Source organism: Ochrobactrum vermis, assembly GCF_002975205.1.
In the GTDB taxonomy this organism is placed as follows: domain Bacteria; phylum Pseudomonadota; class Alphaproteobacteria; order Rhizobiales; family Rhizobiaceae; genus Brucella; species Brucella vermis.
The window spans coordinates 46,773-60,854 of sequence record NZ_PCOC01000001.1 but is presented as its reverse complement, the minus strand read 5'-3'; the positions used below and the strand labels follow the sequence as shown (position 1 = coordinate 60,854).

The window sequence follows — 14,082 nt, the reverse complement described above, 5'->3', positions numbered from 1 at the left end:
GAGCATATGTATGCCATGGCTATTTGATGGCAAAATTGTGGCTTTCAAGAAGATCGCCATTTGGAATTGCATTCTGAAAATGAAAAGGCCGGGGCTGATACCCGGCCTGTCTCGATCGATGATCTATGTCGATCAGTAATCTTTTTCGTAGAAGATACCACCGCTGGAATCGCCTTCGGCGCCGAGCGATCCCTTCGCTTTCAGATTGCGGGTGATGTCGAGATTGACGGTGCCCTTGGTCGAGCCGCCGGAACCCGCTTCCACGCCGAGATAGATATTGTCGCGGATGTAGCGGCCGGCGCGAACTGCCGTCTGGCCCTTGTCGTCGGTCACGACATCGAGGTCGTCGAGACCGGTTCCCTGACGCAGCTTGTTCATCAGCGAGTTGTTGGAACCGCCCGCAAGTTCGGCTGCCGCAGCGGCAAGCTGTGCGATCTGGAACGCCGACAATTCGCCGATGGAGCGCTTGAAGATCAATTGGGCCAGCACTTCATCCTGCGGTAGTTCCGGTGTCGACGAGAACTTGATGTCGAGATTATCGACCGTACCCGTTACCGTCACGATTGCAGTGATTTCATTGCCTTCCGAACGGGCGACGAAGTTGAGCTGCGGATTGAGATCGCCCACCAGCGTGACATGGCCTTCGTCGAAGGTAATGCGCTGGCCGAGAATGCCGATACGACCGCGGATCATGTCAAACGAGCCGACCGGCTTGATATCGGTTACAGGCCCAGTCAGGCGCAACCGCCCGCCCAGCTCCGTATCGAGGCCGCGACCACGCACGAAGATCTGGTTCGGCGCGTTGATGAGAACGTCGAGGCGCGGCACGGTCGGACGCGCTGTCGGCGTCGGTACCCGGCTGCGACGCGTTTCAACCTTGGCGCGGTCGAGCGTGATCTGGACATTCTTCGGCGTGTTCTTGTGCCGGACCGGGACATAGGCTGCGCCGCCGCCGAGATTTTCCGGCACCGAGATTTCAGCCCTGTCCACATCGATGCGACCTGCAATCAGCGGATCGCGCATCAGCGGTCCGCTGATCGTGATCCCGCCATCGACCGTCGCCACGACCAGCTTGCCATCGGCATAGCGGGCGCGATTGAGCTTGATATCGATATTGGCCGGGAAGTTCGCTTCGGCATTGGTCGAAATCGTACCGCTTGCGGAAACCGATCCGCCACTGCCAAGCGCCGCATTGACCTGGCGCAGGGTGATGGTCTCGCCATCCAAACTGCCCATGACATTGATATTGTTCAGGCGGACATTGGTGTCCGGATCGATAAAGGTTGCGCCATTGGTCGAGAACATGCCGCGCAATTGCGGACGGTTGAAGCCGCCCGAAACACTGGCCGTCAGCGTCAGCGTGCCGTTTGCCTGCGCGCCGCGATCCGCCAGGAAGCGGTTGGCGAGCGCCAGCGGAATGCTGCCATTGACATTGACGCCGAGCCCCTGCCCCGAAAACGGCACCTTACCATTGGCGGTGACATTGAGGCCGCGCGGACCATCAACGGTCAGCGACGAAAAATCGATGGCCATCGCCGCATAGCTGCCGGCTGCCTGCAGGGTAAGAGGCGCAAGCCCGTTATCGCGCAGCGGCTTGGCCGCAAGACCGGTGCCGCGCAGATTGAACGTCGCCGCAGGATTGGTGAGCGGCCCGGTCACACGCGCCGTTCCGGTAACATTACCGGCGAGATCCTGTCCCTTGACCGCACCGTTCAGTGCTGTCAGCGGAAGATTGGCGAGATTGACGTCGACGGCAAGGTCTCCCTTGCCGAGCGGCACACCGCCATTGGCGCGAACATCGATGCCGCCGCCGCCGGTTACATGCGCATCGACATTGAGCCGATTATTGGCCGAAGTGCCCTTGGCATCCGCATTGAGGGGTGCAATGCCCTGCTTCTTCAGTTCGGCTGCGGTCACTCCCCGCGCCGCCATGTCGAAGGCGACATCAGGTGCTTCTTTCGTGCCGGTGATACGGGCCGTGCCGTTGACCGTGCCACCAAGACCCAGTTCCGGCTTGAATGTGTTGGCAAGAGCCAGCGGCAGATTGGAAAGGGCGACCGAAAGATCGAGACGGCCATCGACCACCCCGTTGACCTTGACCTGACCGGCGCTGGCATCCGCCCCCGTATTGATGATGATATCGCCGAAGGAGATTTCCTCGCCCTTCATGGAAATGGTGGCGGGCGAAGCCAGATTGGCGCTGAGTGTGCCCTGCTTCACATTGGCCGAGGCCAACCCCAGTTCGAAACCACCGTCCTTCGGCTCAAGCGAACCGGCAGCGCTGGCAACCGTGCCGATCTTCAGCTTGGTGTTGGCGGTGAAGTCGGTTTTCGACCCCGTTGCATTCGCTTTGGCGTCAAAGCTGTCGATGCCGAAAGTGCCGACCATGATGTCGCGCGCCGCCGCATTGCCATCGACCACCGGCACACCGAACAGATCCTTAGCCGTCAGGGCAATGTCAGCCGAGGTGATATGATTGCCATTGACCTTGATGTCCTTGGCATTGGCCGTGACCGATGCATTCTGGCGACCGTCACTGGCGTCAAGCGTGATATCGGCATTGGCCGCACCGGTCGCATCTGCCAGCGCCAAGGCTGCTGCCGTTGAAATATCCGGCGCATCGAGCTTCAGCGCGCCATTGAGCAGGCCTTTCGCAGTCTGGGTGACATTGCCGGAAAGATGCGCGCCGCCCGCATTGAAGACGAGATTGGTCAGGCGCTTTTCATCATTGATGATGTCGATCAACGTTCCAAGATCGACCCGCTGGCCATTGAGGAATGCGCTGCCAGCAAGCTTGCCGGAAAGGGCCGCGCCGGTTTTTGCATTGCCATCGAGCATGGCATTGAAATCAAGGCCGCCTTCGGAAAGCTTGCGCCCGGCCAAAGTGCCTTCCGGCGCATCGGCGCGCAATGCGAGTGCGATCAGCTTGTCGTCGCCGCGCGCGCTGCCCTTGACCGTCATCCGGCCCGATGCCTGATCGGAAAGGAGCTTGAGATCGGACAGCATGACGCCAAAATCGAAGCTGGCCTTGTCGGAAGCAAAGGAACCATTGGCAGTGATTTCACTCAGCTCGTTGCCGATACGGAAATCGCGCGCCGAAAACCCTTCCGCGCTGCGGCCAAGCGCACCGCTGAGATTGACGGCGCCGTCGAGAATGCGATCAACCGCTTCCGTGCCGGTGCGCATGTTCTGCGCCGTGCCGTTAAGGTCGAGCTGGAATGCGCCGCTAACCGGGCGAACAATACCCTTGGCATTGACATCGATGCTGCCTGCAAGGTCACGGTCGGCCAGAGCACCGAACGGCGCAAGGCTTGCGATCTTCGCGGCAATATCGCCATTGAAGGCAAAGTCATCGATATTGCCCTTGAGATCGAGGCTGAGACCGTTGCCGGCAATATTGGCTTGCGCAAGCTCGACCGGCGAACCGGCGCGCCACGCGCCATCGATGGCGAGCGCAATCTTGCTTCCAAGCGCTTCGGCGATTTCCGCGCGCTCTGCCGAAATGCCGTCCATTCCTCCATTCACCTTGAAGGTGATATGGCGATTGGCGGCATCGTTCAGATTTTCAGCGACCCCGCCCATGTCGAGCGCGATGCGGTCAGCGGAAATCGTTGCGTTCTTGAGACCGGCAATGGCGAGCGTTCCCGTCCAGTCATTGGTCGGGCGATCACCGTAAGCGACCTGGAACCGGGCATTGTCGATATAGGTTTCAGCGCCCTTGACCGGCAGGAGAACGCGCCCCTTGCTTTCATCGGCAATGGAGGCGTCGATGCGCAGCTTGTTCAGGAAGCGGTCATTGCCGGTTTCGGCGGAGGCCTTCAGCTTCAAGGCGGCGCTGTTCAGCGCCAGATCGTCGAGACGGAAACCGCCCGCATCCTTGAGAAAGCCATCGGCGGAAAGAACCGTTTCAGCACCGAAGAAATCGCGGAACACCGGCGGCACCAGAACCGCGATCGGGCCATTGAAACGGGCAGAGAAAACACGCCCGCCATCGGGTGCCTTGCCCTGACGGTTAAGCGCGAATTCGCCCGTCAGCGTGCGGCTGCCATTGGTGTCGAGTGCAAGATCGACCTTCAATTCATCCAGCGGACCGGCGCCGGTCAAAGTGAGATCGACCGGAGGCCGACCGTCGATGTTCAACAGGTTGGCGACGATGCCGTTGGCCGGTTCCGAGACTTTCAGGTCGAGATCGACCTTCTGGTCGGCATTGGCATAAGCCGCGCGAAGAGCAAAATTTCCGCCCGGACCGTCGAGACGCTTGATGTCGAAATTCGAATCCAGCGAGCCATCGGCGAGCGACAGGCTACCATTGGCCGAAACTTCCGATTCAAGGCCGAAAATTTCAGGTCCGAAATGCAGGCGTGCAATGGCGAGCTGGTCGAGATTGATCGAAATCGGCAGCTCCGGCAGGCTGAAGCTGGACGATTCCGGCGACGGCAGGCTGTTGTCGGGAAGCGGCTTGCGAATGACATCGATGCGCTCGGCGGCAAGCGACTGGATGCTGAGACGACCGATGAGAAGCGCGGTGCGGCTCCAGTTGAGCTTGGCATTTTCGATACGCAGCCAGACGCCTTCGCGGTCGGCGATGGTGATCAGGCCGACCGAGGCTTCCGAAGACAGCACGCCGCTGATGCCCGAAATGGATATGCGGCGGTTCGGCGCTGAAAGCTGGCTTTCCACGAAAGACAGGAAATAGGACTTCTCTTCTTCGGGCTGGGCCGGTGCTTCCGAGCTGCCCGGCTCTTGTGCGACAGCATTTGCCTGAACGTTTGTCTGGGCATTTACCTGGGCGTGGGCCGTGACTGGTGCTTCCTGTTCCGGCCAGCCGATGATGACTGCCGTAACGGCGAGAACGACAACGGCGATGATTGCGAGAAATCTGGTCAAAACGCCTGTCCTATACCAACGTACAAGCCATAGCTCGGATCACCCGAGCGGCGGTTGAGCGGAACAGCGACATCAAGGCGGATCGGTCCAAGACCGGTCAGATAGCGCAGACCGCCACCGACGCCGACACGCATCTGTTCCGAAAAATCGGGGAACGATTTTTCGCCGACATAACCGGCATCGACGAAGGCGACCGCACCGATGGAATCGGTGATGCGGGTGCGCACTTCGCCATTGGCCTCGACCAGCGAACGCCCGCCGATGATCTCGCCATTGCCCGCGCTGACGCCGATATTGCGATAGCCGTAACCACGAACCGAGCCGCCGCCGCCCGCCAGGAAGAGCTGGCTCGGCGGCAGGTCCTCGATAGAGGCGCCAACAATCGAACCGACCTTGAGACGGCCCGCGAGGATCACACGATCCTTTTCGCCAAAGCCGTAATAGGTGCGGCCTTCGGCGGTGAAGCGGGTGGCGAAATTGCCGTACTGGAATTCGTAGAAGGGCTGGATATTGCCCTCAAGATAAAAGCCTGAGCTTGGATCCGGCTTGTTGTTGCGGCTGTCATAGAGGAGATTGCCCTCAAGCCCGGCCGTCGTGAAACTGCGCGAGCCGAATACATCGTCATCGAAATGGCCCTGGCTCGCCTTGGCATAAAGCGCGCCCGACAGTTCATCGCTGAATATCTGCGTGAAGCCGGTCTTCGCATTGACTGAGGTTTCGGTATAGGCGTCCAGCACTTCGCGCTTGGCATCGAGCGCGGCGACAAAATCCGTATCCGGCGTGTAGACGCCCGGTTTCGTGAAGCTTGTGCCGACAAGATAGGTAAAATTCTGCGGGTCGAAGGAATTATCCTGCGTGCCGCCGATGCCGCTGACCTTGGCATCGAAGCGCAGGCGCTCGCCGCGTCCGAACAGGTTGCGGTGCATCCAGTAGCCAGTGAGGCCGAAGCCGTCGATGGTCGAATATTCGGCACCGAAGCCGAAACGGCGCGGCTTGCGCTCCTGCACATTGAGCGTCATCGGCAGGCTGCCATCCGTCTCGATCTTTTCGGCTTCCTCGAAGCTCATGGCACGGAACACTTCCATGCGGCCAAGTCGTTTCTTGGCTTTCTCGATGTCGTCGGGATCGTATTCCTGACCTTCCTTCAACCCAGTCATCCAGGCCACGAATTGCGGGTCCATGCGCGCCGTACCGACAACGCTGACCGGGCCGTAATGCGCCTTCTGGCCGGGATCTAGCGAAACATCGGCAGCAACCCGGTTGTCGGCATGGTCGGCAACGATATCCTCGCCGGTAACCCGCGCCTTCGCATAACCCTGCTGGCGCCATGCCTCGACGGCAAGACGTTCCGCCTTGATGATCGTGCCGGACCGGGCCACCTGTCCGGGTGCGAAACCTGCCTCTTCCGGCGACGGCACGTGATCACGCTTGTCGACCGGGGGCGGCGCGATATTCGAAATGGCCGTGCGCGAGAACAGAAACTGCGGACCGGGATCGACTGCGATCGCGACCTTCGCATCATTGGGGATTTCGGCATCGGGCGGAATGTCGTTCGCCTCGCGGCCATCGACCTTGATGGAGATCGTGCCGCCATAACGGCCCTCGCCATAGAGCGCGGCCAGAATGCGGCGATAATCGCCGCGCGCCTTGGCCAGCAGACCGGCAGAGCCCGAAGCCGGTTTCTCGGCATCCGATACGAGGCCCGAAGCGCCTTCTATGGTGGATTTCAGATCGGCTTCCGTGCCGTCCGCATTCTTGCGGTCGCCCGTGGTCGTGACCTCGACCGAATATGTCTTGGGATCGATGATGTCAGGATCCTGCTTCTTGTCCTCGCCCCACAGGCGAACACCGAAGAGCTCGAACGCCAGTGCAGGCGACACCGCGAAGGAGGAAAAATGCGCCGCCAGCAAAAGCACGGCGATGCCCCTTCCCTGTATCGTCCTGTTACTCCAAGTCATACGCGCTACTGTCCGGTTCCTGTCTATGCGGTCGCCTGGCGGCGTCCCGTTCATTACCCCCAAGCCCAGGACGATTCAGGGTTACCATAGGGAGAACGGAAGTCCAAGCAACAACGCTAGATATGGACCATTTCAGTCAATGGAGTATTAACGTTACCACACCATTGCAATTTCCCGCCTTGATTGAAGCCGTCGCGAATTTCCAAACGGCTTGATTGCAGAACCATATGCCTTGAAATGCGTAACGGCTCGCCGGCGGGGGTGCTGCCGACGAGCCGCTCATCAGGTCATTGGGAGGAGGGAGGAACGACCTGATCAAGATGGACTAGGTTTCGACGTTTCGACAGGCCCCGATCAGCGGCCGGCGTGCATCGGGCGCATATTGCCGAAGTGAAAGCCGCCACCGCCAAAACCGCCACCGAAACCGCGATTGGCGAATGCGGGACGATTGAAACCGCCGAAACCGGTCGGACGCATCACCGGACCGGGGCCCCAGTTGTGGCGGATCTGCCCATTGGGCCATCCGCGCCCGCCCCAGTTGCCGCGACCATTCCAGTTGCCGCGACCATTCCACTGGGGGCCATGCCCCCAGCGCGGGTTCCAGCCGCCGCGATTGGACTGGCAGTTGCGACCGATGCAACCATTGACGTAATTCGGCCCACCGCGCCAGCCCGGTCCCCAGCCGCCGCCCCAGCCGGGGCCCCAATAGCCGCCGGTGGCCCAGCCGAGGCCAAGTCCGAGACCGAAGCCCGAACCCCAGCCATCGTCGTAACCGTCATTATTGACGATGACAGTCGTGCTGGACGGCGCCGCATAAGCGGGGCCGCTATAGGCACCGAAGCGCACATAGCGCGCCGATACAAAGCCAACCCTGTTGCCGTTGTAAATCTGGCACCAGTCGTTGCGGCATGAACCGGCATTGACGGTTGCGCCGGCGGGGAGCGCGGCAAGCCGTCCGTAACTGGAACCGGGGCCTGACCGGATATTCACCGATGCCGAGACATAGGCAGTCGCTGCGGAAGCAATGGCAGGCGTAAACAGAGCGGCAGCAATGACGGCTGCACCAAGAATATGATTACCAGTAAGCACTCTCTTAAATAAAGGCATCGCATCTTCTCCAGATTAGCGATCAAATAGAGACGCAATAAAGTACCAAGCAAAAATTATGATATGGCATTACCATACACAATACAAACAACGTCTTCAATAATGGTAAATTTATGACGTATATTATTGTTTTCTACACTTCGATATTAACGGTAATCATCTTATTTTTACATTAAACAAAACTACGATTACATTAAATTGATTCAAAGTTTACATAATACCCCCTCCCAGGATGGCATTCCGCCAAAAAGAAAGGCGCCCCGGAGGGAACCGGGGCGCCACGCGGCTTTTGGGGGGAGAGAGGGAGGATAAAGCCGCGATACGATGCTGCATTACCGGGCCGTCAGGCCAATAGTTTCGCAAAGGCAGCAAGAGCATTTCCGGTGCGGTCTGAACCGTCGGAAATGCTCTTGCTATTTGTTACGGCAGATTGCGCACGTCTTCCGGCGACATGTACATCGGCATCATATTGGTATCGAGGTGATGCATGACCCAGATGGAGCCTGCAAGCACGATAGCCAGAATGATGACCGTGAAGATGAGCGCCAGAATGTTCCAGCCGCCTTCGGACTTCGGATCAAGGTGCAGGAAATAAACCAGATGCACCAGGATCTGAACGACGGCGATACCCAGCACAATGGCTGCGGTGGTTCCCGGCGTGAAGTAACCGTTCATCGCCATCATGAACGGCACGACGGTAAGGACGACCGCCAGCACAAAGCCGATCAGATAGGACTTCAGGCTGCCATGCGCGCTATGGGTTGCGGAATGATCGTGTGTTTCGTGTGCAGAGCTCATCACAGTACACCCAACAGATAGACAAGGGTAAAGACGCCGATCCAGATAATATCAAGGAAGTGCCAGAAGAGGCTGAGGCACATCACGCGCGTCTGGTTCTTTTCCGTCAGACCATCACGCAGAAGCTGGCCGGAAAGCACCAGAATCCAGATCAGGCCGGACGTGATGTGAAGACCATGGGTTCCCACCAGCGCAAAGAAGGCCGAGAGGAAAGCGCTGCGGCCTGGACCTGCGCCCTCATGGATCAGATGGCGGAATTCATAGACTTCCATCGCAAGGAAGGCCGCGCCGAGCATGAAGGTCACGCCCAGCCAGAACAGAAGGCCAGCACGGTTCTTCTTGAACATCGACAGTGTCGCCAGACCATAGGTCAGCGACGACACCAGCAGCAGCATCGTTTCGATCAGAACGAAGTTCAGGTCGAAGAGTTCACGGCCGGTCGGACCGCCCGCGAACTGATGCGCCAGAACGGCATAGGTTGCAAACAGGCCCGAGAACAGGACGCAGTCGCTCATCAGGTAGATCCAGAAGCCGACCAGTGTGGTCGACCCTGCATCATGATGGTCCTCGTGAGCCGGGTGCTCGTTTCCGCCCGTGAACGGAGCGGCGGTTGAAATGCTTGCGCTCATCGGAATCAGGCCTCCTGAGCAGTCAGTTGCCGGGTACGGAGGTCTTCGACTTCCTGCACCTCTTCGGCCGAGACGTAATAGTCCCTGTCATTATTGAAGGAGTGAGCGATGGCAACGGCCAGCACAGCCACGGCGGAGGCGATTGCCAGCCACCAGATGTGCCACACCAGAGCAAAGCCGAGCGGAATGTTCAGGATGCCGATGATGAAGCCGGCGCCGGTGTTCTTCGGCATATGGATGCGCGCGAACTTTTCGGTGCGGCGCACATAGCCGTTCTGCTTCATATCCCACCAGCCGTCATGATCGCGCACATGCGGCACTTCGGCAAAGTTGTAGAAGGCAGGCGGCGAAGCCAGCGACCATTCGAGCGTACGGCCCGTACCCCAGCTATCGCCGTTGTTGTCACGCAGCTTTTCGCGGTCGCGGATAGAAATCGCAATCTGCAGAATCTGGAACACGATACCGCAAAGGATGATCGCAACGCCGACGGCGGCAATGATGAGGTAGATGTGCCATGCCGGGTTTTCGGTATGGTTCAGACGACGGGTCATGCCCATCAGGCCGAGTACATAGAGCGGCATGAAGGCCATGATGAAGCCGACGAGCCAGCACCAGAATGCGTTCTTGCCCAGACGTTCGTTCAGCTTGAAGCCGAAAGCCTTCGGCCACCAGTAGATAAGACCGGCGAAGCAGCCGAACAGAACACCCGAGATGATCACATTATGGAAGTGGGCGATCAGGAACACCGAATTGTGCAGCACGAAATCCGCTGGCGGAACCGCGAGCAGAACGCCCGTCATGCCGCCGACGACGAAGGTGCACATGAAGCCGATGGTCCACATGACCGGCGTTTCCATGCGAACGCGGCCCTTATACATGGTGAAGAGCCAGTTGAAGACCTTCGCCCCTGTCGGGATCGAGATGATCATGGTCGCCACGCCGAAGAAGGCGTTGACATTGGCGCCGCCACCCATGGTGAAGAAGTGATGGACCCAGACCAGGAACGACAGGATGGTGATCGCAACCGTGGCGTAAACCATCGACTTGTAGCCGAACAGGCGCTTGCCGGAGAAGGTCGCGACGATTTCCGAGAAGATACCGAAGGCAGGCAGAACCAGAATATAGACTTCCGGGTGCCCCCAGATCCAGATGAGGTTCACATACATCATCGGATTGCCACCGGCATCATTGGTGAAGAAGTGGAAATCCAGATAACGGTCGAGCGACAGCAGCGCCAGCGTGACGGTGAGGATCGGGAAGGCGGCGACGATCAGCACGTTGGAGCAGAGTGCGGTCCAGGTGAAGACCGGAACCTGCATCATGCCCATGCCGGGTGCGCGCATCTTGATGATCGTGGTGATGAGGTTCACGCCCGAAAGCAGCGTGCCCATACCGGAAATCTGCAAGGCCCAGATATAATAATCCACCCCGACATCCGGGCTGAATTCCTTGCCGGAAAGCGGCGGATAGGCCAGCCAGCCGGTCTTGGCGAATTCGCCGACGCCGAGCGAGACATTGATGAGGATCGCACCCGCAACGGTCAGCCAGAAGCTGAGCGAGTTGAGGTACGGGAAAGCCACGTCGCGCGCGCCGATCTGAAGCGGCACGGCAAAGTTCATCAAGCCGACAACGAAAGGCATCGCCACGAAGAAGATCATGATCACGCCATGGGCGGTGAAGATCTGGTCATAGTGATGCGGCGGCAGGAAGCCTTCGTTGGCGCCGGAGGCCAGAGCCTGCTGGGCACGCATCATGACGGCATCCGAGAAGCCGCGGAACAGCATCACGAGTGCCAGAATGATGTACATGACCCCGATGCGCTTATGGTCGACGGATGTAAGCCAGTCGTTCCAGAGCGGGGTCCATTTGCGGTAATAGGTAATGGCTGCCAGAATAGCGAGCGCCCCGCCAGCCACCGCGGCCAAAGTGACCATGATGATTGGCTCGTGATAGGGTATCGCTTCGAGCGTAAGTTTTCCGAACATTTTTTATCACGCTTCGATTGAAGCAATTCCGGGGCGGCGCAAGATGCGCCATCTTTCCGGAACCGCGTGAAACAAGGGATTGAATGCGGATGGCCGCGACCTCATGCGAGGTCGCGGGCCAATCGGCACATCAGTTTTCGAGCTGCGAAAGGCGCTGCGGCTGGACTGCGCAGATGATGTCGCTCGCCCACTGGCTGAAATCGACGGGCGAAGACTTGCGCAGATTGGCACGCGCTTCGCGGATCATCTGTTGACGATGCATTTCGTCATCCATGCAGACTGACTTGCCATCCCAGCAGCGGTTCACGATGTTGTGAAACAACGCCGGATCGCTGAAGGTGAAGAACTGCGGCGGAACCTTCTCGCTCGGCTGCACCAGCGAGGCGTAACGGTCGCGGCTCAGCTCTTGGCCATTCGCCTTGGCCTTCACATCGGCCACCCACTTATCGAAGTCGGCCTGATTGTAGGCATGCGCCTTGAAGCGCATCTGGGCAAAACCCTGACCGCTATAATTGGCGGAGATACCGTCGAACTCGCCCGCATGGTTGGCAACCAGATGCAGCTTCGTCTGCATGCTCGGCATGGTATAGACCTGACTGCCAAGCTGCGGAATGAAGAAGGAGTTCATGATGTTGCTGGAGGTCAGCTTGAAGTTGACCGGCACATCGACCGGCATTGCCATTTCATTGACAGTGGCGATGCCCTGGTCCGGATAGATGAAAAGCCATTTCCAGTCGAGCGCGACGACTTCGACATTGATCGGCTTCGCATTGGATTCCAGCGGGCGATAGGGATCGAGCTTGTGCGTGCTGATCCAGGTCACCGTCCCGAGAACGACAATGATCGCCATCGGGATGAGCCAGACAGCAAGCTCGATCTTGGTCGAGTGGTGCCAGTCTGGCTGGTAATCCGCCTTCTCGTTCGAGGCGCGGTATTTCCATGCGAAATACAGCGTCATGAAGATAACGGGAAGCACGACGAGCAGCATGATGCCGGTCGCAAAAAGGATGAGATCGCGTTCTGCCACGCCGACTTCCCCTTTCGGGGAGAGCAGGACCTGGTTCTCGCAGCCGGCGAGAAACGCCGTGAGGGCCAAGACGGCGAACGAAACGATCGTCCGGGGGGTGCCGTGTTTCATTTGTCTTTCCATCCTGCGCGCAGAGTGTCACCTCCGGCGCATGCGTCATTTCCTAGTTTTCGGTAAATTCTGAAATTTCCAAAAGTACCGTTATAACGAATAATCCGGTTTGTCACGTGCCTGACGAAAATTGTGCTGGATCGTAATGTCGCGCCCAAAAGCGGGGATTCTGCCTAAATAATCCGGCCTGATCGCAGATGCGGGCCATGTTCCAAGCCCCGTTTGAGATCATGTCTTGGCAATGTTTAATGCAATGAAACCAGCGATCCGCATATCAAGGGATCGACGTTCCGGCGGGTTTCTGGAGATACCGCCAACCGCCAGACGCGGCGGAGCGAATAGGCCCAAAGGATGGGGCTTGCAAGATGAAAACCGCCGTTTACCCCCGAGTAAACGAGATCGTGATGGAAATTTACCGGTTTTCGGCCAGCCGTCGCACCCCGCACCTGCTGCCTCGTCGGTGGCGCAAGCCCGGTTGAATGACTGGTGCGACCAACGGTTTATCGTCTGAGCCTGGCATGCCCAGCGCGCGTTTCAGCACAATCTTATCGATCCTCGTTTCACTCCGGTCGGTTTATGCTTTATTGAAAATACTGCGAGGCGATTGGGGGGTAGAAATGATATTTGCCGAAATGCCGCTCGATGAGGCCGAAGGTGCAATTCTCGGCTATGCGATGACGGCAAGCGCGCTCACTTTACGCAAAGGGACGGTTCTCGATGCCCTCAATCTCGCTTTGCTGCGAGAGGCAGGCATAGGTTCGGTTCTGGCCGCGCGTCTTGGAAAAGGGGACATCGGCGAGGATGAAGCAGCCCTCGCCATCGGGCGCATGCTTGCTTCCGCCGAGATAGCGATCGGCAATGCCACGACTGGGCGGGTCAACCTCCATGCCCGGCGCAATGGCGTATTTTCTGCCGATGTCGACCGTATCGATACGGTCAATGCACATGATGCGCGTATTTCCGTGGCCACATTGCGCAATCATATGCGGGTGGAAGCCGGGCAGATGATAGCCACCGTCAAGATCATTCCTTTTGCCGTGCCGGGGTCACTTCTCCAGGAAATCGGCCTTGATGCACAACCGGCGCTTCGCGTCTACCCGTTCAATGGCACACGGATCGGGCTGATCCAGTCGCGTCTTCCCTCGATACGCGAGACGGTTCTTGAGAAAACCCGCGAGCTGATGGAAAAGCGGGCTATTCGAAATGGCGGGGCGCTTGTTTGTGAAAAACGCGTCGCGCACGATCCGGCTGCGCTGGCAGCGGCTATCGTGGAGGTTGGCCGGGCCTGCGACATTATCGTGATTTTCAGCGCATCAGCTGTTGCAGACGAGGCGGATATCGTGCCGCAATCGATCCGTATTTCAGGTGGCGAAATCCTGCGCATCGGAATGCCGGTCGATCCGGGCAATCTGCTGGTTCTGGGCCAGCGTGACGGCAAATATATCGTTGCTGCACCCGGATCAGCCCGCAGCGCACGCGAAAACAGCCTCGATTGGGTGCTGGATCGCCTGATGGCAGGGATTGCGCTTTCTGCCGACGATCTGTCCCGCATGGGGGTCGGCGGACTGGTGCTATAGCCT

General features: G+C 58.7%; 8 protein-coding genes. 1 reads left to right on the top strand and 7 read right to left on the bottom strand.

The genetic code is table 11. The annotated features are described in order from the left end of the window. Nucleotides 1–132: 132 nt before the first annotated feature. The 7 genes from CQZ93_RS00255 to cyoA all read right to left on the bottom strand — a co-directional run bounded on the left by CQZ93_RS00255 (nt 133) and on the right by cyoA (nt 12,502). Nucleotides 133–4,887 (bottom strand): translocation/assembly module TamB domain-containing protein, encoded by a 4,755-nt coding sequence (locus tag CQZ93_RS00255; protein WP_105540795.1) that lies wholly within the window; start codon nt 4,885–4,887, stop codon nt 133–135. Beyond that, complete coding sequence (locus tag CQZ93_RS00250; protein WP_434059881.1) at nt 4,884–6,845, bottom strand: autotransporter assembly complex protein TamA; 1,962 nt, start codon at nt 6,843–6,845, stop codon at nt 4,884–4,886. Before CQZ93_RS00250 ends, CQZ93_RS00255 begins: the two co-directional genes overlap by 4 nt. Nucleotides 6,846–7,199: 354 nt before the next feature. Beyond that, the gene (locus CQZ93_RS00245; RefSeq protein WP_105540793.1) at nt 7,200–7,952 is read right to left on the bottom strand and encodes an SH3 domain-containing protein; all 753 of its coding nucleotides are present in this window, start codon (nt 7,950–7,952) and stop codon (nt 7,200–7,202) included. 420 nt (nt 7,953–8,372) lie between these two features. Beyond that, nucleotides 8,373–8,750 carry a cytochrome o ubiquinol oxidase subunit IV gene (cyoD, locus tag CQZ93_RS00240; protein ID WP_105540792.1) on the bottom strand — a complete coding sequence of 126 codons (378 nt, stop codon included), beginning with the start codon at nt 8,748–8,750 and terminating at the stop codon, nt 8,373–8,375. Continuing rightward, complete coding sequence (cyoC, locus tag CQZ93_RS00235; RefSeq protein ID WP_105540791.1) at nt 8,750–9,379, bottom strand: cytochrome o ubiquinol oxidase subunit III; 630 nt, start codon at nt 9,377–9,379, stop codon at nt 8,750–8,752. The genes cyoD and cyoC overlap by 1 nt, the downstream gene beginning before the upstream one ends. A 5-nt stretch (nt 9,380–9,384) precedes the next feature. After that, nucleotides 9,385–11,364: a cytochrome o ubiquinol oxidase subunit I gene (cyoB, locus tag CQZ93_RS00230; protein WP_105540790.1), complete on the bottom strand. Its 1,980-nt coding sequence runs from the start codon at nt 11,362–11,364 to the stop codon at nt 9,385–9,387. Nucleotides 11,365–11,494: 130 nt separating this feature from the next. Further along, complete coding sequence (cyoA, locus tag CQZ93_RS00225) at nt 11,495–12,502, bottom strand: ubiquinol oxidase subunit II (protein ID WP_105540789.1); 1,008 nt, start codon at nt 12,500–12,502, stop codon at nt 11,495–11,497. Nucleotides 12,503–13,119: 617 nt separating this feature from the next. Between cyoA and CQZ93_RS00220 the strand changes: the two genes are divergently transcribed. Further along, nucleotides 13,120–14,079 (top strand): molybdopterin-binding protein, encoded by a 960-nt coding sequence (locus CQZ93_RS00220; protein ID WP_105540788.1) that lies wholly within the window; start codon nt 13,120–13,122, stop codon nt 14,077–14,079. The last annotated feature ends 3 nt before the right edge of the window (nt 14,080–14,082 follow it).